This is a genomic window from Halobacillus alkaliphilus (genome assembly GCF_900113125.1).
In the GTDB taxonomy this organism is placed as follows: domain Bacteria; phylum Bacillota; class Bacilli; order Bacillales; family Halobacillaceae; genus Halobacillus; species Halobacillus alkaliphilus.
Window position 1 is genome coordinate 51,304 of record NZ_FOOG01000006.1, and the last position, 26,365, is coordinate 77,668.

At 40.1% G+C, this 26,365-nt stretch carries 31 protein-coding genes; all 31 read left to right on the forward strand.

The window, feature by feature from the left end:
• Nucleotides 1-3: 3 nt before the first annotated feature.
• Nucleotides 4-591, forward strand: coding sequence for a MotE family protein (locus BMZ06_RS05455; protein ID WP_089750898.1), 588 nt, complete (start codon nucleotides 4-6; stop codon nucleotides 589-591).
• Nucleotides 592-621: 30 nt separating this feature from the next.
• A complete protein-coding gene (locus BMZ06_RS05460) occupies nucleotides 622-2,124 on the forward strand; it encodes a flagellar hook-length control protein FliK (RefSeq protein WP_089750901.1) in 1,503 nt (500 codons plus the stop codon).
• An 8-nt stretch (nucleotides 2,125-2,132) separates the two neighbouring features.
• A complete protein-coding gene (gene flgD, locus BMZ06_RS05465) occupies nucleotides 2,133-2,588 on the forward strand; it encodes a flagellar hook assembly protein FlgD (RefSeq protein ID WP_089750903.1) in 456 nt (151 codons plus the stop codon).
• Between the two features lies 1 nt (nucleotide 2,589).
• The gene (locus tag BMZ06_RS05470; protein ID WP_089751058.1) at nucleotides 2,590-2,955 is read left to right on the forward strand and encodes a TIGR02530 family flagellar biosynthesis protein; all 366 of its coding nucleotides are present in this window, start codon (nucleotides 2,590-2,592) and stop codon (nucleotides 2,953-2,955) included.
• 81 nt (nucleotides 2,956-3,036) lie between these two features.
• Nucleotides 3,037-3,948, forward strand: coding sequence for a flagellar basal body rod protein FlgG (flgG, locus tag BMZ06_RS05475; RefSeq protein ID WP_089750904.1), 912 nt, complete (start codon nucleotides 3,037-3,039; stop codon nucleotides 3,946-3,948).
• A 20-nt stretch (nucleotides 3,949-3,968) separates the two neighbouring features.
• Nucleotides 3,969-4,211 (forward strand): flagellar FlbD family protein, encoded by a 243-nt coding sequence (locus BMZ06_RS05480; protein ID WP_342708529.1) that lies wholly within the window; start codon nucleotides 3,969-3,971, stop codon nucleotides 4,209-4,211.
• Nucleotides 4,201-4,629 (forward strand): flagellar basal body-associated protein FliL, encoded by a 429-nt coding sequence (fliL, locus tag BMZ06_RS05485; protein WP_089750906.1) that lies wholly within the window; start codon nucleotides 4,201-4,203, stop codon nucleotides 4,627-4,629. Before BMZ06_RS05480 ends, fliL begins: the two co-directional genes overlap by 11 nt.
• Before the next feature lie 28 nt (nucleotides 4,630-4,657).
• Nucleotides 4,658-5,659: a flagellar motor switch protein FliM gene (gene fliM / locus BMZ06_RS05490; RefSeq protein ID WP_089750908.1), complete on the forward strand. Its 1,002-nt coding sequence runs from the start codon at nucleotides 4,658-4,660 to the stop codon at nucleotides 5,657-5,659.
• A complete protein-coding gene (gene fliY, locus BMZ06_RS05495; protein ID WP_089750910.1) occupies nucleotides 5,652-6,833 on the forward strand; it encodes a flagellar motor switch phosphatase FliY in 1,182 nt (393 codons plus the stop codon). Before fliM ends, fliY begins: the two co-directional genes overlap by 8 nt.
• Nucleotides 6,834-6,849: 16 nt before the next feature.
• The gene (locus BMZ06_RS05500; protein ID WP_089750913.1) at nucleotides 6,850-7,212 is read left to right on the forward strand and encodes a response regulator; all 363 of its coding nucleotides are present in this window, start codon (nucleotides 6,850-6,852) and stop codon (nucleotides 7,210-7,212) included.
• 14 nt (nucleotides 7,213-7,226) lie between these two features.
• Nucleotides 7,227-7,892: a flagellar biosynthetic protein FliO gene (locus BMZ06_RS05505; RefSeq protein ID WP_089750914.1), complete on the forward strand. Its 666-nt coding sequence runs from the start codon at nucleotides 7,227-7,229 to the stop codon at nucleotides 7,890-7,892.
• Nucleotides 7,885-8,550: a flagellar type III secretion system pore protein FliP gene (gene fliP / locus BMZ06_RS05510; protein ID WP_089750915.1), complete on the forward strand. Its 666-nt coding sequence runs from the start codon at nucleotides 7,885-7,887 to the stop codon at nucleotides 8,548-8,550. Before BMZ06_RS05505 ends, fliP begins: the two co-directional genes overlap by 8 nt.
• Nucleotides 8,551-8,566: 16 nt before the next feature.
• The gene (fliQ, locus tag BMZ06_RS05515; protein WP_089750916.1) at nucleotides 8,567-8,836 is read left to right on the forward strand and encodes a flagellar biosynthesis protein FliQ; all 270 of its coding nucleotides are present in this window, start codon (nucleotides 8,567-8,569) and stop codon (nucleotides 8,834-8,836) included.
• A 2-nt stretch (nucleotides 8,837-8,838) separates the two neighbouring features.
• The gene (fliR, locus tag BMZ06_RS05520; protein ID WP_089750917.1) at nucleotides 8,839-9,615 is read left to right on the forward strand and encodes a flagellar biosynthetic protein FliR; all 777 of its coding nucleotides are present in this window, start codon (nucleotides 8,839-8,841) and stop codon (nucleotides 9,613-9,615) included.
• A gap of 6 nt (nucleotides 9,616-9,621) precedes the next feature.
• On the forward strand, nucleotides 9,622-10,707 hold the full coding sequence (gene flhB, locus BMZ06_RS05525; RefSeq protein WP_089750918.1) for a flagellar biosynthesis protein FlhB: 1,086 nt from the start codon (nucleotides 9,622-9,624) through the stop codon (nucleotides 10,705-10,707).
• Between the two features lie 18 nt (nucleotides 10,708-10,725).
• Nucleotides 10,726-12,759 (forward strand): flagellar biosynthesis protein FlhA, encoded by a 2,034-nt coding sequence (gene flhA, locus BMZ06_RS05530; protein ID WP_089750919.1) that lies wholly within the window; start codon nucleotides 10,726-10,728, stop codon nucleotides 12,757-12,759.
• A complete protein-coding gene (gene flhF, locus BMZ06_RS05535) occupies nucleotides 12,756-13,865 on the forward strand; it encodes a flagellar biosynthesis GTPase FlhF (protein ID WP_089750920.1) in 1,110 nt (369 codons plus the stop codon). The genes flhA and flhF overlap by 4 nt, the downstream gene beginning before the upstream one ends.
• Nucleotides 13,858-14,727 carry an AAA family ATPase gene (locus BMZ06_RS05540; RefSeq protein WP_175477806.1) on the forward strand — a complete coding sequence of 290 codons (870 nt, stop codon included), beginning with the start codon at nucleotides 13,858-13,860 and terminating at the stop codon, nucleotides 14,725-14,727. Before flhF ends, BMZ06_RS05540 begins: the two co-directional genes overlap by 8 nt.
• A gap of 216 nt (nucleotides 14,728-14,943) precedes the next feature.
• Nucleotides 14,944-15,804, forward strand: coding sequence for a chemotaxis protein CheB (locus BMZ06_RS05545; RefSeq protein WP_245755958.1), 861 nt, complete (start codon nucleotides 14,944-14,946; stop codon nucleotides 15,802-15,804).
• A complete protein-coding gene (locus BMZ06_RS05550) occupies nucleotides 15,797-17,815 on the forward strand; it encodes a chemotaxis protein CheA (protein WP_089750927.1) in 2,019 nt (672 codons plus the stop codon). The genes BMZ06_RS05545 and BMZ06_RS05550 overlap by 8 nt, the downstream gene beginning before the upstream one ends.
• 13 nt (nucleotides 17,816-17,828) lie before the next feature.
• Nucleotides 17,829-18,296, forward strand: a complete 468-nt coding sequence (locus BMZ06_RS05555; protein WP_089750929.1) for a chemotaxis protein CheW — start codon at nucleotides 17,829-17,831, stop codon at nucleotides 18,294-18,296.
• A 4-nt stretch (nucleotides 18,297-18,300) separates the two neighbouring features.
• The gene (locus tag BMZ06_RS05560; RefSeq protein ID WP_089750931.1) at nucleotides 18,301-18,942 is read left to right on the forward strand and encodes a chemotaxis protein CheC; all 642 of its coding nucleotides are present in this window, start codon (nucleotides 18,301-18,303) and stop codon (nucleotides 18,940-18,942) included.
• On the forward strand, nucleotides 18,935-19,432 hold the full coding sequence (locus BMZ06_RS05565) for a chemotaxis protein CheD (protein WP_089750933.1): 498 nt from the start codon (nucleotides 18,935-18,937) through the stop codon (nucleotides 19,430-19,432). Before BMZ06_RS05560 ends, BMZ06_RS05565 begins: the two co-directional genes overlap by 8 nt.
• Nucleotides 19,433-19,640: 208 nt before the next feature.
• The gene (locus BMZ06_RS05570; RefSeq protein ID WP_089750935.1) at nucleotides 19,641-20,417 is read left to right on the forward strand and encodes a FliA/WhiG family RNA polymerase sigma factor; all 777 of its coding nucleotides are present in this window, start codon (nucleotides 19,641-19,643) and stop codon (nucleotides 20,415-20,417) included.
• 326 nt (nucleotides 20,418-20,743) lie between these two features.
• Nucleotides 20,744-21,223, forward strand: coding sequence for a DUF6115 domain-containing protein (locus tag BMZ06_RS05575; RefSeq protein WP_089750937.1), 480 nt, complete (start codon nucleotides 20,744-20,746; stop codon nucleotides 21,221-21,223).
• Nucleotides 21,224-21,383: 160 nt separating this feature from the next.
• Nucleotides 21,384-22,121, forward strand: a complete 738-nt coding sequence (rpsB, locus tag BMZ06_RS05580) for a 30S ribosomal protein S2 (RefSeq protein ID WP_089750939.1) — start codon at nucleotides 21,384-21,386, stop codon at nucleotides 22,119-22,121.
• Nucleotides 22,122-22,247: 126 nt separating this feature from the next.
• Nucleotides 22,248-23,132, forward strand: a complete 885-nt coding sequence (gene tsf / locus BMZ06_RS05585; protein ID WP_089750941.1) for a translation elongation factor Ts — start codon at nucleotides 22,248-22,250, stop codon at nucleotides 23,130-23,132.
• A gap of 114 nt (nucleotides 23,133-23,246) precedes the next feature.
• Complete coding sequence (gene pyrH, locus BMZ06_RS05590) at nucleotides 23,247-23,969, forward strand: UMP kinase (protein ID WP_089750944.1); 723 nt, start codon at nucleotides 23,247-23,249, stop codon at nucleotides 23,967-23,969.
• Between the two features lie 2 nt (nucleotides 23,970-23,971).
• Nucleotides 23,972-24,529 (forward strand): ribosome recycling factor, encoded by a 558-nt coding sequence (frr, locus tag BMZ06_RS05595; RefSeq protein ID WP_089750946.1) that lies wholly within the window; start codon nucleotides 23,972-23,974, stop codon nucleotides 24,527-24,529.
• Between the two features lie 247 nt (nucleotides 24,530-24,776).
• Nucleotides 24,777-25,544, forward strand: coding sequence for an undecaprenyl pyrophosphate synthase (locus BMZ06_RS05600; RefSeq protein ID WP_089750948.1), 768 nt, complete (start codon nucleotides 24,777-24,779; stop codon nucleotides 25,542-25,544).
• Nucleotides 25,545-25,560: 16 nt separating this feature from the next.
• On the forward strand, nucleotides 25,561-26,361 hold the full coding sequence (locus BMZ06_RS05605; protein WP_089750950.1) for a phosphatidate cytidylyltransferase: 801 nt from the start codon (nucleotides 25,561-25,563) through the stop codon (nucleotides 26,359-26,361).
• The last annotated feature ends 4 nt before the right edge of the window (nucleotides 26,362-26,365 follow it).

A 26,365-nucleotide genomic window follows, 5' to 3' on the forward strand; every position in this document is an offset into this window, starting at 1 on the left:
GTCATGGCAAAGAAAATAACTGATAAGCAGCAAGGCAGTAAACTTCAATGGTTCTTTTTTGTAATTATCATTCCCATAGTGTTTGCCATCACCTTAGCTTGGATTGTCTTAACTCTTCTCGGTGTGAATGTTACAGAAGAAGCTGGCAAGTATGTAAGTAAAGTGCCAGGGATATCTCAAAGTGCTTCTACTCCAGAGCAAGAAAATATCAAATCAAACAACAAGGAACTTCAATCTTCTCTTGACGCCAGGAATGAAGAGATTGAGCTTCTTGAAGAAGAACTCAGTGCGAAACAGACAGAGATTGATGAACTTGAACAAAAGGTAGTTAAATTAGAGGCTGATTTAGAAACGGCCCAGGAAGAAAAAGAAGAAAAACCTGAGAATGAGAAAGTGATGAACATGGCTTCTTCCTTTCAACAAATGGACCCTGAAGAAGCGGCGCCTATTGTGGAGAACATGAGTCAAGAGCTTGCTATCCAGGTTCTTGAAAATGTGTCAAGTGAAGAAAGGGGGCTGATCTTTGGTCAAATGAGTCCAGAAGCAGCCGCAGGAATCGCTGGTGAAATGATTGACTCAACTGAAGATTAAGGGCCGTTTACTTGAAAGGAGGTGAATACAATGAATCTTGTCCATCAGTTGTTTAGCACTGCAGGGTCCCGTCCGCTGCTTCTATTTAACTCGTCAACAGAAGGTAAGAATACCAAGGGATCATTTCAAAACTTATTATCCACCCTTCAAGAAAATAGGGAGAGTTTAAATGGTGCGGACAAGACAGATATAGGTCCAATTGATGAAATGATTCAGAAGCTTCGCAATCAATTGAACGAACTGTTTACCGAACTGAAGTCCTATCAACAAGAAAGAGATCAAGGAAATGGACAGGAGTTAAAACAACTAGAACAGCTGGCTGAGCTCCAAATTCAATTTGAAACTGATGTGATTATGCCTTCAGATTTGAACATATTAACGAGTTTCGAGTCCGCCCTTAAAATGCTTCAAGGAGTCATTAAAACGGGTGAAGCAGAAGGAGATAATTCGAAAGAAGAGACTAGTATGGTGGAAGACCAAAAGGTTTTAGATCTCTTTCAAACCATCAATCAAACCATAAACTTGATTCAGAAAGTACTTAAAGGCACTGAGGAGCAAAAAAAGAAAATGTCGAATAACACCCAATTTTTTGCCACCCCTATTTCTTCGAACATGACACAATTGGAAAAAAGCCGATTATTTAATAACTTTGAGCAAAAGGAAATTGATCTCCAAAAATTATGGATTAAGTTCCGGCAAAACATTCATAGTCTGGAAAACTATAATAGGGGTGCTCACTCTCGAGCTAATGGTTATTCAACCAGAGTATTAGTTATTAAAGATGTCATTCAATCGATCTCCCAAATATCCAATCAAGTACCTGAGGAAAAATGGACATCCATGCTGAGCAAGCTAACAGAGCAAGGAACTGAATTTGAAAACAAGCTGTTTAGAGGTTTATGGCATACCTATCAGAATAGACAAACTGTTCCGCCTGGTTATCAAAGGTTGTCGCCTATTAATGGAAAGGAAATGGGGAAGTGGATTTCGCAGTATATAGAAAAGCATACGGACCATTCTGGAACATCGATATCTTCTCTTCAGACCATGCCGATTTCGAGAGTAGAGCAACATGTCATTCAGGTCCATCAGAACCAGTCGTCTTCTTCTGTCCCAAACCAGTTTATGAAAGAACTGGAACGTATTCTCCAGTCCAGTCGGTGGTTTACCAGCAAGCCGGGCAGCATGGAAATGCAGTTAAGACTTAAGCCTAACAATCTTGGGGAGATGATGGTGAAATTTGCACAGATAAATGGTGAACTAACCGTAAAGATTATTGCTAGCAGTCAAGCAGCGAAAGAAATGCTGGAAAGTAATATGGGGCAGTTGCGTCATATGTTCTCTCCTCAGCAGGTCGTAGTTGAAAAGAATGAAGGATTATCTGATCAGCAATCATTCTATTCCTTTGATGAGGAGCAAGACGGACACGAAGAACAAAAAGATAAACAATCAAATCAGGTAAATTCGAATAGTGAAGATAAGTCTGAGGATGAAATGTCTTTTTACGATATTTTAATGAATGAGAAAGTTTAGGTGATGACATGAATACGATTGATCCGTCCTACTATTTAAAAAATCAGCCAGCTGCTGGGAGCACAAATTCCTCACTCGGAAAAGATGATTTTTTAAAGATTTTAATGGCGCAAATTCAAAATCAAAATCCTCTTGACCCGATGAAAGATAAAGAGTTTATATCCCAGATGACCCAGTTTTCTAACTTGGAACAAATGACGAATATGTCTCAGTCTATGGAGCAATTTTTAGAAACTCAAAGTCTACCGCCCCTGATCCAATATAGCAGCTTGATAGGTAAGGAGGTCACCTATCCGTTGATTAATGAAGAAACGGGGATTGAGGAGCGTCAGGAAAAAGGAGTAGTTACATCCGTCGTTCAAAAAGACGGAAATACCTCCCTTGAGTTGAATTCAGGCCTTAAACTGCCCGTCAACCAAATTACATCTGTTAGTGAAACAGGTGAAGAGAGTTCCGGTGAATAGATTGGATCCCCGCATTCATCAATTTCACCAACCACTGCAGACGCCTCAAAAGAATAAAGCGAAGACAAAAACTGATACCTCCTTTCAAAAGGTCTTTCATGAGGCTCAAACATTAAAAATAAGTAAACATGCAGAAAAGCGGTTAAAACAACGGAATATAGAAATTGATGAGACCAAATGGAATGAGATTTCAAATAAGATGGCGGAAGCCAAATCTAAAGGCGTAACGGACAGTTTAGTCATTACTAACCAGGCAGCTTTTGTAGTAAGTACTAAAAATAACACCGTAGTTACAGCTCTTGGAAGAGAAGAAGCTGCGTCTCAAATATTTACAAACATTAATGGCACCATTGTTTTAGAAGATTAGGCTGGACCCTCAAGGGAGGCCGTATGACCGCTGACTGATGGAAGCGGCTGATCAAATTAAAAATGAGAGGAATGTTGCAACATGCTACGTTCAATGTATGCGGGTATTTCCGGAATGAAAGGCTTTCAAACACAGTTAGATACGATTGGAAATAACATTGCCAATGTAAATACGTACGGATACAAAAAAGGGCGCGTTACATTTCAGGATATGATGAGTCAAACGATGACAGGAGCTCAGGGGCCTACTGAGGGAGCAAATGGCAACACGCGAGGAGGTTTGAACCCTTCTCAAGTAGGGCTGGGCTCTCAAACAGGATCCATTGATACAATCCATACTCAAGGCAATCGCCAGACCACGAATCGCCCCTTGGATTTGTCTCTTGAAGGAGACGGGATGTTTATGCTTGCCGAGGGTGGAACGGGGGACATTGATACTGACGGGAAAGCATTCAACCTTGACAACGTGAATACGAGCTTTACCAGAGCAGGAAATTTCTATTTGGATTCTGAAGGGGCAATCGTGAACAATGAAGGAAAATACTTAGTTGGTGAACCTTATACCATAAACCAGAACGGTTCTAATACCGCACAAAACAATGTTGGAATTATTACCATTCCTGAAGACGCCCAGAGTTTTAGTATCCAGCCGGACGGTGCTGTAAGTTATGTAGATGTTGATGGTACACCTAAAGTAGCAGGGCAAATCAGGCTGGCCAACTTTGCTAACCCGAGCGGTCTTGAAAAGCTTGGCGGCAATTCCTATCGGTACACCGCTAACGCTGGAGAACAGATTGAGGGATTAGGCGATCTGTCGATTGCAGGAAGCGATGGAACAGGGCAAATGGTCGCAGGGGCTCTTGAGATGTCCAATGTAGATTTAGCTGAATCATTTACTGAAATGATTACAGCACAAAGGGGATTTCAGGCTAATACGAGGATTATTACTACTTCAGATGAAATTCTTCAGGAACTAGTCAACTTGAAACGATAACCGGAGAGGAGGGCGGGGAGGTGCACTATAAAGCCTCCCTTAACATTATGATAGCTTTAACGAAATTAAACGGAGATTCGTTTACCTTAAATGCAATCTACATAGAGCAAATTCAATCCAATCCGGACACTATGATAACTACAACTCAAGGAAAAAAGCTTCTGGTTAAAGAACAGGAAGAAATTGTTGTAAAGAAAATAAAAAGGTTTTATAGAGAAGTAGGGCTTTTTAGAATAGCTGGGCAGGCAGGTGATGACGATTAAAAATCGTGTCTTTAAGACGATGATTATTATTCTAAGTGCACTTACTCTTCTCGGTGCAGCCGCCCTTATTATCGTCATAAATCTGAATGGTACAGATGAAGTAAGTGGAAAAAGGTCCATTGATGAAATTCGTGAGTCTTCCATGCTGACTGAGGATATTACAACGGATCTAAAAAATGGGGACTTTGTCCGCATCCGCTTTCGTGTTGTAACAGACAGCAAGAAATCTTTAGAAGAATTACAAAAGAGAGATTTCCAGATGCAGAACATATTGATTAAAGAACTTGCGGTTATGGATTCGGAATCGTTTCAATCGGGTCTGGGTGACCTTGAGGATCAGTTAAAAACAAAATTGAATGAGGTAATGAGCCAGGGGACCGTTACTGATGTTTATACAGTAGACAAGGTTCTACAATAAGTAACAATCCGGATGAGGGGGTGAGAGTGTGGCAGAAGAGGTCCTTTCTCAGAATGAAATAGATTCCTTGCTATCCGCTTTATCCACGGGTGAAATGGATGCCGAAGAATTAAAGAATGAAGAAAAAGAGAGAAAAGTTCGATCCTACGATTTTAAAAGAGCACTTCGATTCTCAAAAGATCAAATAAGAAGTCTTTCAAGAATACATGAAAATTTCTCCAGACTACTTACTACTTATTTTTCAGCACATCTGCGAACATATGTAAATATTGAAGTCGCTTCAGTAGATCAGCTGCCTTATGAAGAATTTATTAGATCTATTCCTACGATGACCATACTGAATATATTTAGTGTATCCCCATTAGAGGGAAGAATTCTGCTTGAAACCAATCCTAATGTGGCATATGCCATGATGGACCGAGTCCTGGGAGGCAGAGGAAGCGGTGTAAGCAAAGTGGACAACTTAACAGAAATTGAAACTACTATTATGTCTCACTTATTTGAGAAAGCCCTCGATAACTATCAGGAAGCCTGGGGTTCTATAGTGGAGATTGATCCAATACTGGAAGAATTTGAAGTGAATCCTCAATTCCTCCAAATGGTATCGCCTAATGAGACGGTGGTAGTTGTTTCCTTAAATACAACTATTGGAGAATCGAGCGGTATGATAAATATATGCATTCCTCACGTAGTGTTAGAACCCATCATTCCAAAGCTCTCCGTACATTATTGGATGCAAAAGCAACAGCCAAAAGATAGAGATCCTAAAGAATATGAAGCTTTAACGAAAACCATCAAAGGGGCAGAAGTAGATATGAAAGCTCTGCTCGGAGAGTCCAAGATGTCGATTCAGCAGTTTTTAGGGTTGAAGGAAAATGATGTGATTCGACTAAGTCAGCAAATTGACAGACCTATGACTTTAAAAGTAGATAACGAACAAAAGTTTCATGTACAGCCGGGTACCTTTAAAAATCATCTCGCTGTGCAAGTACTAGAAGAATATCGAGGGGAGGCCGAAAGCAATGAGTGACGATATGTTATCCCAGGATGAAATAGATGCCCTTCTGAACGGAAGTACCGGTGAAGATCTTAATCGTTCATCTTCTGATCAAAGTTCGGCAGAAGAGTTATCAACACTTGAAGAAGATGCACTTGGCGAAATCGGCAATATATCTTTTGGAAGTTCTGCTACAGCTTTGTCTTCCTTGTTAAACCAAAAAGTACAAATTACAACACCGAAAATCACAATGGTAAAACGTAATCGTCTGCCTGATGAATTTCCGAAACCTTATGTTGCAGTCGGTGTTACTTACACGGATGGATTTTCAGGTGAAAATGTTCTAGTTATTAATACTAAAGATGCGGCTATTATAGCAGATCTTATGCTGGGTGGAGATGGCAGATCTCCTGATGATCAATTAAATGAAATTTCTTTAAGCGCTGTTCAGGAAGCTATGAACCAAATGATGGGGTCAGCAGCGACCAGCATGTCAACTATATTTAATAAAAAAGTGGATATCTCTCCACCCACTATTGATGTGCTAAACCTTGAGGAAGACAGGGGTACGGATCAGATTCCAAATGATGAAACTCTTGTGAAAGTTTCTTTCCAGCTTAAAGTGGGGACATTGATCGATTCTAGTATTATGCAGCTGCTTCCAGTAGATTTTGCTAGAGAGTTAGTGGACCAGTTAATGAATCCTGAGGACAAAGATCCGTCTCGCAAATCAACCGAAAGACCTTCAAATTTTAGAGAGAAAGATCAGCCAAGCCAAGCTGCTATAACAACCACGGATTTTCATAAGAGTAAGAGTACATCAACTCCTCAGGATGAAGTTGAACCTCAATACGTAGGAGGACCGGTGGGACAAAACGTTAACGAGGCGAACATTCAGACCGCTCAATTCCAAAACTTTGAATCTGTGCAGCTAAATAACAGTGAACAGAGAAACTTAGATATGCTGATGGACATTCCATTAAAAGTTACCGTAGAACTTGGTCGCACGAAGCGTACAATAAAGGAAATTTTAGAAATATCAGCAGGTTCTGTTGTAGAACTGGATAAGTTAGCAGGCGAGCCAGTTGATATTCTTGTAAATGAAAAATTGATGGCTAAGGGAGAAGTTGTAGTGATCGACGAGAACTTCGGTGTACGGGTAACTGACATTTTAAGCCCTAAAGACCGGCTGAGTAAATTACGTTAATCGAGGAGGAAGTAAGATGGGAGAAAGAATAATGATTGTAGATGATGCAGCTTTTATGAGAATGATGGTGAAGGACATTCTTACGAAAAATGGGTATGAAATTGCAGCTGAAGCAGAGGATGGAAAAAAAGCGGTGGAATTATATAAAGAAAAAAAACCTGATCTTGTAACGATGGACATTACTATGCCCGAAATGGATGGAATTACAGCGCTGAAGGAAATAAAGCAGCATAACCCAAATGCTAAAGTAATTATGTGTTCTGCTATGGGACAACAGGCAATGGTGGTCGATGCTATTCAAGCAGGGGCTAAAGATTTTATCGTTAAACCCTTTCAAGCTGATCGTGTTATTGAAGCCATTCAAAAAGCCTTAAGTTAAAGAGGAATGTGTTTATGTATCGAACAACTAGATGGACAGCTATTATTATCGCTTTGTTTACTATTTGTCTCGGAAGTGCAGGATTCGTTCAAGCTGCACCATCTGCCACTGAGTGTTTAGAAAATCCTCAACTTGAAGGATGCCCATCTTCTGACTCAGCAGAAGATTCTGAGTCTCCCTCTGGAGGTACCCCCTCTCAGTTGGAAGAAGCTGAAGGTTCCTTATTGTGGAATATTGTAAAACTGGTTTTTGTTCTATTGCTAGTATTAGTTCTCATATATGGACTATTAAAGTTTTTTAATTCCAGAAATAAGGTATTCAATCAGAATCGAACAATGGAAAACCTTGGAGGGATGAACCTTGCACCTAACCGTTCTATTCAGGCGGTGCGTATTGGCGAACAAGTGTTTATCCTTGGCGTTGGGGATTCTGTAGAAATCATTACCGAGATCTCGGATCCATCGACCAAAAGCGCTTTGATCCAAAAGGATAAACATCATGGCATGGAACAAGCTTTTCCTTTTGATAAGTGGCTGGGAAAGTGGAAAAAGGATAAAGGAAATGGAGGAAGTACTTCCACCGTACAGTTTCAGCAACTATTTGAGAAACAGCTTAAAGATATGAAAGAAAAAAGAAAAAATGCATCAAGGCAGGATCAGGAGGGCAGAGATCATGAATGAATTTATCGATATTTTCTCCAGTTCAGATCCTGAAGATATTTCTACTTCAGTTAAATTACTTCTTTTATTAACGGTCTTGTCCCTTGCTCCTGGGATATTGATTTTGATGACGAGTTTTACAAGAATTTTGATTGTACTTTCTTTCGTAAGGACTTCTCTTGCGACTCAACAAATGCCGCCCAATCAAGTTTTAGTTGGTATTGCTCTTTTTTTAACATTTTTTATAATGGCACCCACCTTCCAAGAAGTAAACAACCAGGCTTTAACGCCGTTGTTCAATGAGGAAATTACATTGGATGAAGCTTATGAAGAAGCAAGTATTCCTATGAAGGATTTTATGGGGAGACACACGAGGCAGAAGGACTTAGCTCTATTCATGAATTATTCAGGAATGGAACGGCCGGAAACCATTCAGGATGTTCCACTCACTACCCTTGTGCCAGCTTTTGCTATCAGTGAACTGAAAACGGCATTTCAAATGGGGTTCATGATATTTGTCCCTTTTCTCGTTATTGATATGGCTGTAGCAAGCGTACTTATGTCCATGGGTATGATGATGCTCCCGCCCGTCATGATTTCACTTCCTTTTAAGATATTATTATTTGTGCTGGTTGATGGATGGTTCTTAATTACAAAATCTCTATTAGAAGGGTTTTAGGAGGGAGGTCACTAATATGAACGATCAAATGGTTATTTCATTTGCTAAGGAAGGCATTTATACCGTGCTAATGATTACCGGTCCCCTGCTGATTCTAGCTTTGGCGGTCGGGCTCCTGGTTAGTATCTTTCAGGCAACGACGCAAATCCAAGAACAGACGCTTGCTTTTATTCCTAAGATTGTAGCAGTAATGGTGGGATTAATATTTTTCGGTCCCTGGATGCTGACAAATATGGTAGAGTTTGCTGCCAGTATATTTAGCAACTTAAATATGTTAGTAGGGTAGCTATGCTGGACTCGATTAATCTAGCGGGTATTCCCGCGTTTTTATTAATATTCATTCGAGTAACCTCCTTTTTTGTCACACTTCCGCTCTTCTCCTATCGAAATGTGCCAAATCAGCATAAAATTGGTTTCAGTTTCTTTATTGCATTACTGATGTATTTCTCCCTTTCTATACCTGAGCTTGCTGTTGATGAGGAATATTTTTTACTTTTATTCAAAGAAGCAGCTGTTGGAATAGCAGTTGGCTTATTAGCCTATATTGTGCTGGCGGCAATTCAAATTGCAGGTGGTTTTATTGATTTTCAGATGGGATTTGCGATTGCTAATGTTATAGATCCGCAAACAGGAGCTCAAAGTCCTTTAATCGGTCAGTACTTCAATATTATTACTCTGTTGTTTATTTTGGCCGTTGATGGGCATCACCTGATGATTGAAGGTGTCTTTTACAGTTACTCCCTAATTCCAATTGATCAATTGCTGCCTCTTCAAGACGAAGCGTGGATCCGATATGTAATAGAGACTTTCAACCAGATGTTTGTTATAGCTTTTTTAATGGCTGCGCCTATTGTAGGCTGCTTGTTTCTTGTAGATATAGCCCTTGGAATAGTAGCCCGGACGGTGCCCCAGCTAAACGTGTTCGTAGTTGGTTTACCCCTTAAAATATTCATAGCTCTCTCTGTCCTTGTAATAGCAATGACTTTTTATATAATGCTAATCGAACAATTATTTGAAACTATGCTCACCACCATGCGTGATTTAATACAAATATTCGGAGGCTAGCTGCTCATGCATTACTTACATTTAGACCTGCAGTTCTTTGCTGCAGACGAAAAAACTGAAAAAGCTACGCCTAAGAAAAGACAGGACAGCCGAAAGAAAGGACAGGTTCCCAAAAGCCAGGATGTAAATACCGGCTTTCTTCTATTAATGGTATTTGGCGTCTTGTTTTTAATGGGCGGACAAATGAAGTCAACCATGACAGGAATGTATGAACATGCATTTCAAAAATATATTCACTGGGAAGTAACTGAAATGCAAGTTCATACGATTTTTGTTGAAATGACTTGGGAGATTAGTAAAGTCATTGCTCCCATAATGGGGGTGGCCGTTGTAGCAGGTATAGCCTCTAACCTTTTGCAGGTAGGCATTGTGTTCACCGGTGAACCATTAAAAGTGGATTTAAAAAAGCTTGATCCTATTCAGGGAGCAAAGAAAATATTTTCTGCACGTGCTCTTGTGGAGCTGGTAAAGTCCTTGCTGAAAATTGCCATGGTGGGTTCTATTACTTTTGCAATTATCTGGATCAATAAAGATGAAATGATGCTGATGTCCCAGAAATCCGTACAGGAAGTTTTAGCTTTTTTTGGTAACACTACTATTATTATGGGACTTGCTTCAGCCCTCGCCCTGCTAATTCTCTCAGTTATCGATTATACATATCAGCGCTACGATCATGAGAAAAATATACGAATGTCTAAAAAAGACATTAAAGATGAACATAAGAACATGGAAGGGGATCCACAGATTAAAGCAAAAATTAAAGAGAAGCAACGGCAGATGTCTGCTTCCCGTATGATGAGTGAAGTCCCTGATGCGGATGTTGTAATCACGAACCCCACCCATTATGCAATTGCTGTAAAGTACAGGGAGGATCAGGGAGATGCGCCTTACATTGTAGCTAAAGGGGTTGACTTTATAGCTTTAAAGATTAAAGAAGTAGCTAAAGCAAACAACGTAGTTACCGTCGAAAACCGTGCTCTGGCAAGAGCTTTGTATAAAGATACTGAAATCGATCACCCCATTGATGAGCAATTCTATAAGGCAGTAGCAGAAATTCTTGCTTACGTATATCAATTGGAGAAAAAAATTTAAAGTAAAGGAGGCCCACTTATGTCAGCAAGAGATTTATCCGTTTTATTAGGCGTGATCCTTATCATCGTCATGCTTGTTATCCCACTACCTGGGTGGCTCCTTAGTTTTTTTATTCTAATTAATATAACGCTTGCTCTAATTGTCATTTTAGTTTCAATGAATATGGAAGAAGCGCTTCAATTTGCTGTTTTTCCAACCCTATTATTATTGCTGACATTATTTCGGCTTGGTTTAAATGTATCAACCACCCGTTCCATTCTGTCCGAAGCCGAAGCAGGAGGTGTGATTGCTACATTTGGAACTTTCGTTATTGGAGGAAATCCTTTAGTGGGATTTGTGGTATTTGTCATTCTGGTCATTATTCAATTTCTAGTGATCACTAAAGGGGCAGAGCGCGTATCTGAAGTAGCCGCGCGATTTACTTTAGATGCTATGCCCGGAAAGCAGATGAGTATAGATGCTGATTTGAATGCAGGTATGATTAATGAACATCAAGCTAAAGAGCGCAGAGAAAAAATTGAAAATGAATCCGATTTTTATGGAGCGATGGACGGAGCAAGTAAATTTGTTAAAGGAGATGCTATAGCCGGTATTATCATTGTACTTATTAATATAGTGTTTGGTTTAATTATAGGAATGGTCCAGATGGGCATGTCCTTCAATGAAGCTATTGATACCTATATGCGACTAACCGTTGGGGATGGTCTTGTCAGCCAGATACCTGCCCTGCTTATATCCACAGCTACTGGAATTGTAGTAACACGTGTAGCTTCGCAGGGTAATTTAAGTACAGATGTAACTAGTCAGCTGCTCAGGTATCCTAAACTGCTATATATAGCTGCTGGAACTATTTTTCTATTAGGTTTAACTCCGATTCCGTTTTTCCTTACAACTCTCATAGCTTCCGTGTTAGGATTTGGTGCTTACTGGCTCTCTAGAGAAGTTGAAGAACCAGTTGAAAGTGAGCCCGAAGAGCTGGATGAAACGGAAAGTGATCAAATGAAATCGCCGGAAAATGTGGTTAATTTAATCAGTATGGATCCGATTGAGTTCGAATTTGGGTATGCGCTTATCCCCATCGCTGATTCAAATCAGGGAGGGGATTTATTAGACCGGATCGTCATGATTCGGAGGCAGTTGGCCATTGAATTAGGAATTGTAATACCTGTTGTAAGAATAAGGGACAATATCCAGCTGCATCCGAATGAATATCGGTTAAAGATAAAAGGAAATGAGCAGGCACGTGGCGAGCTTCTGCTTGATCATTATTTAGCCATGAGCCCAGGAGACGAAGATGAAGAGTTAGAAGGAATCGAAACGCAGGAACCTGCCTTCGGTTTACCGGCCAAATGGGTTACTGAGGATCAGAAAGATGAGGCAGAATTATCTGGCTACACCGTAGTTGACCCTCCATCTGTTGTATCCACTCATATAACTGAGGTAATAAAACAGCATGCCCATTCCCTCCTTGGACGTCAAGAAACACAGCAGCTGATTGATCATTTGAAAGAATCCTATCCAATTCTGGTTGCCGAAGTGACACCGGAACCTTTATCAGTGGGCGATGTTCAAAAGGTTTTGGCTAAGCTATTGCGTGAGAATGTGTCCATACATAACTTACCTGTGATTTTCGAAACGCTGGCTGATTTCGGTAGAATGACCACCGATACGGATCTGCTTGCTGAATACGCGAGGCAATCATTAGCTGCCCAGCTCACCCGTCAATATATGAAAGAAGATCAAAGTGTCAAAGTCATTACCGTATCCGGAAAAGTAGAGAAAATAATTGCAGACAACATTCAACAGACAGAACACGGCAGTTATCTAGCACTGGATCCAGAAAGTCAGCAGTCCATTATTAGTGCCGTGGCGGCTCAGGTTGAACAAATTTCACTTCAGGAAGAAACGGCTGTTTTGTTGTGTTCGCCAGCTGTCCGTATGTACATTAAGCAGCTGCTGGAACGATTCTTACCTCAAGTAGTTGTATTATCTTATAACGAATTAGAGCCAACTGTTGAAGTGCAAAGTGTAGGAGTAGTGAATGTCGCATGAAGGTGAAGAAGTTTCAGGCAGTTTCTATGTCAGAAGTCATGAAAAAGGTGAAAAGTGAATTAGGATCGGAAGCGGTGGTATTGAATACAAAAACTCTTAAACCAGGGGGACTATTCAAAAGGTTCAAGAAGGATCTTATTGAAGTCATTGCAGCCGTTGATTCTTCCGCATCTATCCAGAGGGAGGTGCAGTCTTCAAAGAGTTCGCAGGCATTAAGTTCTAATGAATCGGCAGCATCGTCGAATGAAGCGATCATGAATGAGTTGAAGCAGCTTCGTTTGATGATGGAACAAAATAACGATCACTCACCGGGTTCTGGTAAATTCGCAGCCTGGTATAAACATCTAATTGCGCAGGAACTGGAACCTGAACTTGCTGCAAGTATTGTACAGCATATCGACGATAAACAATGGACAGATAATTCTGGGCAAAAGGATGGGATGGAGCGGTTATTAACGGAGGAGATCACCAAGCGTTTAAATCCATATCCTTTTGGACATAAACAATTGAGTAAGACATTTGTGCATTTAGTAGGACCAACAGGAGTTGGAAAAACAACGACTGCAGCCAAGTTGGCAGCGGAAGCTGTTTTGAATAAAAAATTAAATGTAGCCTTTATTACCACGGATACCTACCGCATTGCAGCTATTGATCAATTGAAAACCTATGCGAAAATACTGGAAGTTCCGCTTGAAGTAGCCTACAACCTCGAAGACTATGAACTAGCAATAGAAAAGTATAAAGATTTTGATCTTGTATTAGTGGATACAGCTGGGCGTAATTACTTGCAGGCTTCTTATGTAGAAGAGTTAAACCAGCTACTAAAAATTAATGATGATTCCGAAACTTTTCTAGTATTATCCCTAACAAGTAAATATCTTGATATGAGAGATATTTATGAGAAGTTTCGGCATATTCCCATCAGCAAGGTGATTTTTACGAAAGAGGACGAAACCTCTACTTATGGAGGTGCAATTAACTTACTGGTTCGCCACAAACTTGGTGTCGCTTACTTAACTAACGGGCAAAATGTTCCAGACGACATTGAAGAAGCTTCGCCTAACATTATTGCCAGGAAAGTTACAGAGGGATATGTTCATGCATGATCAAGCCGAACAATTAAGGCTGCGAATGACAGGCACTCAGGTTGTGGAACCCAAAGCCCGCACGATTGCTATTGCCAGCGGAATAGAAGGAGAAGGAAAATCCACCTTCGTTGTTAACTTTGCCATTAAACTAATGGAACAAAACCAGCGCGTCTTAATTTTTGATTTGGATGCTGGTAAGGGAAAAATCGACCGATTATTAGAAGTGCATCCTTCACGTTCTCTGGTTCATCTTTTTACTGAAGGGAAAACCATTCATGATATTATCGAGCAGGCGCCATCATCTTTATCTTATCTCGCCGCGGGGGCAGGGGTGGAAGTGTTCTCTAAGCTTGATGAATGCAAGTTTCAATATTTTCAATCTCAGTTTGAAGAGTTAAACAGGTCCTTTGATTACATTCTATTTAATATGAGATCAAATGTAGAAGAGAATTGCTCAGAGTTTATGACAGCTGCTCATGAAGCTATCCTCGTTACTACCTTATCCCCCGCTTCAATTACGAGTGCATACGGACTTGTTAAACGTTTACTAACCAAGGAAAAAGAATTTCCGATTTCGATACTTCATAATCGATTTTCTTTGGAAAAGAATAGTGAAGATACTAGCTTCCGTCTTCAGGAAGTAATTCATCGTCATTTAAAAACTCAAGTCCAATATTTAGGGGCCATCCCTGAGGACCGTGCTGTTATCCAGTCAATTATTCAGAAGACGCCTTATACGATTCAATTTCCTGAAGCTCAGGCAAGTAAATCTATCGGTAATATAGTCTATAACTATATAAATCTATCTGAAGATAAACTTCATCATCACGAATTTTTATTAAGATTGAGGCGGTTCATTAGTGAAGGAGCACGACGATGAAAAAATAAAAGTTATGGTAGCGGATGATTAGGTATTCATAAGGACTCTTCTAACCGATATCTTAAATAATGTTGATCAAATGCATGTGGTTGCAACAGCTCGAAACGGTAAAGAGTGTTTATCGAAAATTCCTCACTTTCAACCTGATGTCTACTTGTCATGTCGTTAGATATTCAAATGTCTGTAATGGATGGTCTGACAGTATTGGAGGAGATCATGACGAATTCACCTATACCTGTACTTATAGTCTCAAATATGACGAAGCAAGGATCCGACAGCACCATAAAGCCGGCATTTCTTGGTGCAATTGATTTAATAGAGATACCATCTGGCTCAATTTCTTTAAGCATTAAAGTAATTGAACAACAATTGCTGCAAATAGTATTGATAGCGAGCCGGGCGAAAGTGAATAGTTATAAACCAGTTAAGCCACTTTCACATAAAAAAACGCTCCATAAGAAAGCCGTCGAGCGTGAAACTACAATTGTTACAATGGGAACCTCTACTGGCGGTCCGGGAGCTCTTCAAGAAGTATTCACACAGTTACCGGCCGATTTAGACGCTCCTCTGGTCATCGTGCAGCATATGCCTAAGGGTTTTACCAAATCATTGGCAGAAAGACTAAATAAGAGTTGTCTGCTTCAGGTAAAGGAAGCAGAACACGGAGAGGAACTGAAGAATGGTACCGCCTACATTACTCCTGGTGGCTATCATATTCAGGTTATGTCTGACGTAAGGGGACATCTTTACTTCAATCTGGATGAATCTGCACCTTTACAGGGGCATCGTCCTGCTTTAGATCGTTTGTTAGTATCTCTCGCAGTTTTGGAGAAAGTTCAGACCATTTCGGTCGTAATGACCGGTATGGGAGCAGACGGAAGAAGAGGACTGCAGGAGCTGAAGCGAAAACATCCTCAGACCTATAGCATTGTCGAGTCGGAAGAAAGCTGTATTGTATTTGGAATGCCTTACGCTATTATTGAAGCTGAATTAGCTGATGAAGTTATCCCTTTATCAGGAATTGGCAGCAGTATCATAAAAGCTCTTAGATCTAAGAGGGGGAAGAAGAATGGATAATAACCCATACCTAGAAGTTTTTATAGATGAAAGTAAAGAGCATCTTCAAGCAATTAATGATCATCTATTATTGTTAGAGAAAGACCCTGAAGACTTGTCCATAGTCAATGAAATATTTAGATCTGCCCATACCCTGAAAGGCATGTCAGCTACAATGGGTTATCAGGATCTATCTAACTTAACTCATCAGATGGAAAACGTTCTAGATGGGGTGCGTGATGGACTAATTAAGGTAGATGCTGACATGTTAGATATCGTATTCGATTCAGTAGATGGTTTAGAAGCAATGGTCATGGACATAGCCGATGGAGGTGCTGGTAATCGAGATGTTAAACGGGTGGTGAAAATGCTTGAAGGTATTGAAGTAGGAGAAAGATCCACAACTTTTGCTTTCGAACCAGCCCAACAGACGTACCCTTCGATGAATTTATCAATAGACGAATTTACCCGTACAGTTTTAGAGCAGTCTAAAGAACAAGGTCAGCAAAATTATCGGGTCGAAGTCACTTTAAGAGATGATTGCCTGTTAAAGGCAGCTCGTGTCTATATGGTTTTTGAGGTGCTTGAACAATTGGGGGAAGTTATTCTATCTGTGCCCTCTGTGGAGCAGTTGGAGAATGAAGAATTTGAACAAAGTTTTATCGTTCTATTAATTACAACGTCCAACATGGAAGAAGTAGAAAGAAAGATACATAAAGTTTCGGAAATAGAGAGGGTTGAGGTGGCTGAATTCCTGATCGACTCTCGCTTACCTGAATTATCTCCTCTGGAAGAAGACGATCCTTCAGATCCTGTGAATAACATAAAATCCGAAGAAAAAATAGCTTCAGTAACTTCAGAAAAAACAAACCAAAGGCAAGTTGGGAATAAAACGATACGTATAAATATAGATCGATTGGATGGGCTGATGAATTTGTTCGAGGAGCTTGTAATTGATAAAGGAAGACTGGAACAAATTTCAAGTGAATTGAATCACACTGAACTTCAGGAAACGGTTGAACACATGTCCAGGATATCAGGAGATTTGCAAAGTATTATTCTTAATATGAGGATGGTTCCGATCGAACAAGTTTTTAACCGGTTCCCTCGAATGGTGCGGCAGTTTTCCAGAGATCTAAATAAACAAGTAAACTTAAATATAGTTGGTGCAGATACAGAGCTTGATCGAACAGTTATCGATGAAATTGGAGATCCTCTTGTACATTTAATTCGCAATGCTCTTGATCATGGAATAGAAAGTCCAGCGGAAAGAGAAAGAAAAGGAAAAGAATCTTCGGGGAACTTAGAGTTAAAAGCTTTTCATAGGGGTAACCATGTATTCATAGAAATAGCAGATGATGGTGCAGGGATAAACCGTGATAAGGTAATTCGAAAAGCGGTAAGTAACCATGTAGTTACAGAGCACCAAGCCCTGAAAATGAACAATAAACAGGTTTATGAATTAATTATGGAAAGTGGTTTTTCGACCGCCGACACGGTTTCTGATGTATCTGGAAGAGGTGTGGGTCTGGACGTAGTTAAAAGCACTATCGAAGCACTGGGTGGTACCATTACGGTAAATTCCGAGCTTGACCGGGGCAGTATTTTTTCCGTTCAACTTCCTCTGACGTTATCGATCATATCTGTCATGCTTGTAGAAGTGCAGAAAGAGAAGTTTGCGATTCCCCTTGGTTCGATAATTGAGACCGCTATTGTTAAGAAAGAAGACGTTATGTTAGCTCATAGAAAACAAGTGATCGAGTTTAGAGGGAAAGTAGTTCCACTTGTCTTCTTGGAAGAAGTATTAGAAGTGCCATCATCACACGAAAAGGATGAATATCTTTCTCTGGTTATGGTTAGGAAAAAAGATAAAATGGCAGGTCTTGTTGTAGATTCTTTTATTGGACAGCAGGAAGTCGTTTTAAAATCCCTCAGTGACTATTTGAGCGGGGCATATGCAATTTCAGGAGCCACCATCTTAGGGGATGGTCAAGTAGCCTTAATTCTTGATAGTGATGCACTTATTAAATAGAGGAGGAATGAGCATGGAAGAAATGAGCTCTTTCTTAAAGGTAATAGTTTTTCAACTAAACGAGGAAGAATATACAATTCCTGTTCATCAGGTAGGTTCCATTGAGAGAATAATGGCGATTACCCGAGTCCCTGGAACAGCTCCATTTGTAAAAGGAGTGATTAACTTAAGAGGGGTTGTTACTCCTATAATAGACCTGGGTGAAAGATTAGGAATGGAAAGCACCAGAATCACTGAGCAAACTAGGATTATTACAGTTAAAATAGGTGATCTGGCTGTCGGGCTAATCGTTGAGGGAGCTAATGATGTGCTTGATATCAATCAGGAATTAATTGAGCCTTCTCCTGAAGCGATAGGGACTGAAGATTTGGAATTTATACAAGGAGTGGTCCATCTTGAACAACGATTGTTGGTTCTTTTGAATCTTGAAAAGGTGCTGTCTCTTGAAGAGGCACTTGACTGGAAAAAGGCTGAAGTATAAATCTATGACATTCATTGATCGTTTTTCAGCTGTTCAATTAGATGTCCTTAAGGAAGTGGGCAACATCGGAGCTGGACACGCGGCTACTGCTCTTTCCTATTTACTTGAACGAAAAATCGGAATGTTTGTCCCCTCGGTTCAACTGGCAGACTTTGACGAAGTGGTGGAACTTTCAGGGAGTGCAGAAGAGGTTGTTGTGAGTGTGTTCTTAAAAATAGAAGGAGATGCGCCGGGGGGGATGTTTTTTATTTTGTCGCCACCTCAAGCTGAAAGTTTTGTAAGAATCATGACTGGAGATGCGTCTTTTACTATTCATAATCCCAAATCTATGGGAATTGGTGTATCAGCTCTCAAAGAATTAGGTAATATTCTGGCAGGATCTTACCTGACAGCCCTCTCAGATTTAACACAATTGACGCTTTATCCTTCCGTTCCTTCTTTAAATATTGATATGGCAGGAGCTATCTTAAGTTTCGGTTTATTGGAACTATCCTTAGTGAGTGATCAGGGAATTGTGATCGAGACTTGCCTGACAGATCCATCTAATGAGACTAAAGAATCTGTAGAAGGGCATTTCTTCTTATTTCCAGACCCTGATTCATATGATACGTTGTTTAAAGCCCTGGGAGTATCAGCTTATGACTAAGATGATCCAAATGGTTAAAGTGGGGATTGCTGATCTAAAAGTAACAAAAAGCTTAGAAAAACTCCGTACCTCAGGTCTTGGTTCATGCGTAGGTATTGTTATCTATGATGAAATCCATAAGACTGCAGGCATGGCTCATATTATGCTTCCTGACTCTACATTAGCCAGGAAGGGAGATATTAATCGATTTAAATATGCAGATACAGCTATAGAAGATCTTCTTATAGAATTAAGTCGATCAGGAGCTGACACCTTTCGGTTAAAAGCCAAAATTGCAGGAGGCGCCCAAATGTTTCATTTTACACCTGCGAGTGAAATGATGAGGATAGGTCCTAGAAATGTAGAGGCTGTAAAGAAAAAGCTTGTTAGTTTGCGAATACCTATTGAAGCTCAGGATGTAGGAGGGCAAAGTGGCAGGACGATTGAGTTTAATCCACTTACTTCAAGTCTTCATATTAAAACAGTTAATAAGAAAGAAATGATTATTTGATAAGCGGCTCTATTAATTGGAAATTGTAAGATGCTAATTTTCATACTCTTTCCCTTTTATCTAATTTATGGGAAATCTCTGTCAGACTTCGGTTAGAAAAGATAGCACAATAGCTTTATCAAAGGAAATTTTGGTAATATCCGAATACTTTAAAAAACATGAAACGCAGTATAAGTGATTGATTATAGCAAGAGCAGGGAGGGTTATCATGGCAAACTGTTCATCTCCTCAAGAAGAAAGACTATGGGAACTATGGACAACCAATAAAGATGGGGAAGCTGCTAATCAATTAGTTCAGCTTTATGATTACTTAGTAAGCTACCATGTGCAGAGGATATCTGCCCACTTACCCAAAAGCGTGAGTAAGGACGATGTCAGAAGCTTAGGAATGCTCGGATTATATGATGCACTGAAGAAGTTCGACACTACAAGAGATTTAAAGTTTGATACATATGCTTCTTTCAGAATTCGCGGTTCTATTATGGACGGTTTAAGAAAAGAAGACTGGCTCCCACGCTCGGTCCGGGATCGGGCGAAAAAGATTGAGCAGATGACTGAAAAACTGGAGCAGCGTCTTCAGCGACCGGTTACGTCGGTGGAAATCGGAAAAGAATTAAATATGCCAGCGGCAGAAGTCGAAGAAACGGTAAAAGATTCGTTATATGCTAATGTTCTTTCAATGGAAGAAAGGCCGAAAGACGGGGGCGATGAACATAAAGAAGGAATTGGTTACTCGATCCCTGATGAACAGACAATGACTCCTTCTGCATCAATGATCCAGGGTGAGAACTATCAAGAGCTCGCGACTCAAATTCAAAAACTTAATGAGAAGGAACAATTGGTGATAAGTTTATTTTACACTGAGGAACTTACACTGACGGAAATTGGCGAAGTGCTTAACTTAACTACTTCAAGAATCTCTCAAATACACGCAAAGGCCATATTTAAGCTAAAAGCCGCATTAAGTGATATGATGAACGCTTAAATACAACGGGGAAAGTGTGGTGGGAACACAGAAAAGAAAAAAGTTTCTGTTTCTCAGGATAAGATGGAAGCTTACATATTAGCTTAAACGTTTAGAGTCTACGATTAGAGACTTAAGAGACGCTAAGGTGCAGGCAGAAGGTAAACTATTTGATAACGTACAGCTAGGGTTTGGTCATTATGAATTCCCGGTGAAAAGTCTCTACAGCCTAGTAGAAGCTTTAATACATAAAGGTGAAATAGTCCTTCGTCCATTAACTCCATAAATAACCAAAAACAAACGACAAGGTTTTACGGACCAATCGTGCACAGAAGGTGAAAATTAAGATGGCCACATTCTTATTAGTCCTCAGCTTTATTATTGACGGGGTCATAATCCTTACCCTTTTAACTATCTCTACCAGAGTTAAAAAAAACGAAGAGGTTGAAATGCGCCAGGAGGAAGTAGCTAGAGAAATTGAAGATATGTTTACATCTTATTTAATGGAAATTAAAGAAGAGAACAAACGAATGAGCGATTGGCTTCATCCCGAAAAGCATTCGATAAATGATCAGAGAACAAAGGGTGAAAAGGCAATTGCCGAAGAGGCTGTAAACTCTAAGCATTTAAAAGTTAAATCTTCAGAAGAGCAAACTAATTATTCACCACCCCTCTTTAACGAGCGGAAGGACTTTTTTGAACGAAGTGACAACTACCGAATTTTAGAGTTAAGAAGGGTTGGATATTCTGTAGATGAGATCGCGAAGAAATTAGACAGAGGAAAAACAGAAATTGAACTATTTATTAAATTTCAGCAAAAACATTAGGTGAAAAACTTGATAGAGCTACGATGGTATGGTATATTTACTGTCGGTGTCAATACACACGTCTTTGGATTCTTTTATAGGTTGCTCTTCCAAAAGAGTTTGTAAAAGAAAATGATAAAGGCGGAGGATACTAAAAATAAACCAAACAGGAGGAACAATTATGTCTGTAATTTCTATGAAACAGCTTTTAGAAGCTGGTGTTCATTTTGGACACCAAACCCGTCGCTGGAACCCGAAGATGAAAAAATATATCTTCACGGAGCGTAACGGAATTTATATCATCGACCTTCAGAAAACCGTTAAGAAGGTAGATGAAGCATTCAACTATGTGAAAGATGTAGCCGCTGATGGTGGTAACATTCTTTTCGTAGGTACTAAAAAACAAGCCCAGGATACTGTACGTGACGAAGCAACTCGTTGCGGTATGTACTACATCAACCAGCGTTGGTTGGGCGGAACTCTTACAAACTTCGAAACAATCCGTAAGCGTATCAATCGTCTGAAAGATATTGAGCGTATGGAAGAGGACGGTACAACAGACGTACTTCCTAAAAAAGAAGTTGTTGACATGCTTAAAGAAAAAGATCGTCTAGTTAAATTCCTAGGTGGTATTAAAGAAATGAAGAGTCTTCCAGATGCAATGTTTATTATCGATCCACGGAAAGAGCGCATTGCGATTGCGGAAGCTCATAAATTGGACATTCCTGTTGTGGGAATTGTGGACACAAACTGTGACCCGGATGAAATTGATTACGTTATCCCAGCAAACGATGACGCAATCCGTGCCGTTAAATTGCTTACTTCTAAAATGGCAGATGCCGTTCTTGAAGCTAAGCAAGGGGAAGAAACTGAAGTTACAGAAGAAGTAGAAGCTCAAGTAGAAGCTGCTAAAGAGTAATGAAGTTTCAGGAGGTGATAAGGGGGAATTCCTTTTATCACCTTTTTTAAAGAAGAAATGCGCCTGGACTTCGGTGCAAGGTGCTAAACATAATAAATTTAGTTCAACTCATAAGGAGGCTTTACAATGGCTGTAAACGCTAAAATGGTAAAAGAACTTCGTGAAAAAACTGGTGCTGGAATGATGGATTGTAAGAAAGCACTAACTGAAACAGATGGAAACATGGAAGAAGCAATGGCTTGGCTTCGTGAAAAAGGAATTTCCAAAGCACAGAAAAAAGCAGACCGTGTAGCTGCTGAAGGTGCAGCCGCAATTGAAATCTCAGGTAACACAGCTGTTCTTTTCGAAGTAAACTGTGAAACAGATTTCGTAACAAAAAACGATCAGTTTAAAAAATTGCTTCAAGAACTTGGACAGCACCTTGTGAATCAAAAACCAGCAACAGTTGAAGAAGCTCTTGAGCAGAAACTTCATGGTGAAGGCGAAGTACTAAGCAGCTATATTACAGACGTAGTAGCTAAAATCGGCGAGAAGATCTCCCTGCGCCGCTTCTCTATCCAGGAGAAAACTGATAATGACGCTTTTGGTGCTTATCTTCACATGGGCGGTAACATTGGTGTTCTTACTGTACTTGAAGGTTCTACAGATGAAGCTGCAGCGAAAGATGTAGCTATGCACATTGCAGCTGTAAATCCTCGTTATGTTTCTACAGACGCTATTCCTGAGGAAGAAATCAACAGTGAGCGCGAAATGCTCAAAACTCAGGCGCTTAATGAAGGAAAGCCTGAAAATATCGTTGAGAAAATGGTAGAAGGACGTTTGAATAAATTCTTCCAGGAGATTTGCTTACTTGAGCAGGACTTTGTTAAAGATCCTGATCAAAAAGTGAAGCAGTTCGTCAAATCTTCCGGCGGATCTGTTAATTCCTTCCAACGCTTTGAAGTAGGCGAAGGAATGCAGAAACGTGAAGAAAACTTTGCTGATGAAGTAATGAGCCAAGTTAAAAAATAATGACTGCTGAAGATAGGGGACACACATGACGTGTTCCCTATTTTCAAAGGCTACATATCGCTAACAATTTGTAGCAGACCAACTTAAAGAATAGCAATTACACGGGAGGTTACTATGACTACTGCTCGTTATCGTCGTATTGTACTGAAACTCAGCGGAGAAGCTTTGAGCGGCGAAGCTGGTTTCGGACTTGAACCAAGTATTATCCAATCTGTTTCACGTCAAGTGAAAGAAGTGGCCGAGCTCGGTGTAGAAATTGCGGTGGTTGTCGGTGGCGGCAACATCTGGCGCGGAAAAGTAGGCAGTGAAATGGGTATGGATCGTGCCAATGCCGATTATATGGGAATGCTGGCTACTGTAATGAATTCTCTTGCCTTGCAGGACAGTTTAGAGAACCAGGGCATCCCGACCCGTGTTCAAACTTCTATTGAAATGAGACAAGTAGCCGAGCCTTATATTAGACGTAAAGCTATACGTCATTTAGAAAAGAAGCGCGTTGTTATTTTTGCGGCAGGAACCGGAAACCCATATTTTTCAACAGATACCACGGCAGCGCTGAGAGCAGCCGAGGTAGAAGCGGATGTTATTCTTATGGCAAAGAATAATGTGGACGGCGTATATAACGCCGACCCTAAACTGAATGAAGATGCAACTAAATACGACCAACTCTCCTACATGGATGTTTTAAATGAGGGGCTTGGAGTCATGGACTCAACCGCATCATCATTATGTATGGACAATGATATTGATTTACTGGTATTCTCTATTACAGAGGAAGGTAATATCAAGAAAGCCGTAATGGGCGAAAATATTGGAACGATTGTAAGGGGGAAATAATCATGTCTAAAGCAGTGATTAATGAGACAAATCAACAAATGGAACAAGCCGTACAAGCTTTTTCTCGACAGCTTGCTACTGTAAGAGCAGGCCGTGCAAACCCGGCTATTCTGGACAATGTATATGTAGACTATTATGGTGCTGCAACACCTTTGAACCAGTTGGCTCAAGTAGGCGCACCAGAGCCTCGCTTGTTGGTTATTACTCCATATGATAAATCAGCAATTGCGGAGATTGAAAAAGCAATTCAGAAAGCAGACCTTGGGTTGTCTCCTTCCAGTGATGGTAATGTCGTTCGTATTAACATTCCAGCTTTAACTGAAGAACGTCGTAAAGACTTAGCTAAAGTAGTTGGTAAATATACGGAAGAAGCAAAAGTACAGGTTCGAAACATTCGTCGTGAATCCAACGATCGTTTGAAAAAACTTGAAAAAGAGGGAGAACTAACTGAAGATGATCTCCGTTCCTATCATGATGACGTGCAGAAAACTACGGACAAGCACGTCGAGAAAATCGATCAGTTGGCTAAAACGAAAGAAGAAGAGATCATGGAAGTATAATCTGCTTCATTTTCAGATATGCCAATAGGTATAAAAAGCCGCGCTGTAGATGTTAGGCAGCGCGGCTTTTTATGTTAAGGCAGCAGTTTTTGAGGATCAAAAAACTCTTGTTCCCTAAGCGTTTAAAGAGAGAAACAATTTTCAGCCTCTACGCTTTCTTTTGCACAGGTCTTTATGTCGTGCTCAGCATGTTGTAGGATTATAGTATATAATAGAAAGATGGAAGAAACGGACTGGAGGATCAAGTATGCCACTCAAGTTTCCATTTACAAAAAACAAGAAAGAAATTAAGCCACAGCCTCTAGGTCTTGAACAAAGCCATTTGCCCCAGCATGTAGCGATTATCATGGACGGAAATGGACGTTGGGCTAAAAACCGTAATATGCCGCGAATTGCCGGCCATAAAGAAGGAATGGGCGTGGTTAAAAAAATTGTACGTCATGCGTCAGATATTGGGGTCAAAGTTTTAACGCTTTATGCATTTTCTACTGAAAACTGGAAACGCCCTAAAAATGAAGTTGATTTCTTGATGAAATTACCTGTAGATTTTCTAAATACATATTTGCCAGAACTCATTGAGAGAAATGTCCAAGTCAGGACAATTGGTGATTTTAACGTTCTGCCTCCCCATACAAAAAAAGCAGTTCAGGAAGCTACAGAGAAGACTAAGCATAATGATGGGCTTATTCTAAATTTCGCCTTAAACTATGGCAGTCGTTATGAAATGATCAATGCAGTGAAGCAAATAGCTGCTCAAGTAGAAGAGGGAGAACTAAGCAGTGAAGATATCAACGAAGAATTATTCACTTCTAATCTGTACACATGTGAATTAATTGAGCCTGATTTATTAATTCGGACAAGTGGGGAACAGCGTTTAAGCAACTTTTTATTATGGCAGTTAGCTTATGCAGAATTCTGGTTCACTGAAGTTTACTGGCCTGATTTTGATGAGAGCCATTTCGAAAAGGCGCTACTAGATTACCAAAAAAGGAAACGTCGTTATGGCGGAGTATAAGGTGTGAACGTATGTTATGAAACAACGGACAATAACGGCCGTAGTTGCGGCCTTGATTTTTTTACCGATCGTTATGACCGGTGGAATACCATTCAGAATATTTATTTATATCATTGCAAGTATTGCTCTACTGGAGCTTGTAAGAATGAAGAAAATCTCACGTTACTCTGTACCGTCTGGGCTGGGCTTGTTATTAATGTGGGCTCTTATGTTTCCCTACAGGGACCTCGGTGCTTATATGAATCCGGAAGATTTAATTACAAAATCGGAAATTACGCTACTGGCTGTTCTAGTACTGCTTAGCTACACCGTCCTTGTTAAAAACCGTTTTACTTTTGATGACGCCGGATTCTTACTATTATCAGCTATCTATATAGGTATGGGTTTTAATTATTTAATCGAAACGCGTGAAGCAGACCTTTCTTATATTTTCTTTGCTTTGTTTGTAGTTTGGTCTACAGATACGGGTGCCTATGTTTTTGGAAGAACTTTTGGAAAACACAAATTATGGCCGCAGATTAGTCCTAAAAAAACAATTGAAGGTTCCGTAGGCGGTATCCTTCTTGCTGTTTTGGTAGCAATAATTTTCCAGTTAATTGCTCCACTGAATCATTCTCTTTTCATCGTCATTCTCGTTACTATACTCGTTTCGATAGCGGGCCAGATTGGAGATTTAGTGGAATCGGCGTTCAAACGTCACTATGCGGTTAAAGATTCGGGGAAAATCCTCCCTGGACATGGTGGAGTACTTGATCGGTTTGACAGTTTGATATTCATTCTGCCAATTCTTCACCTCATTAATTTCATCTCAATATAGAGAG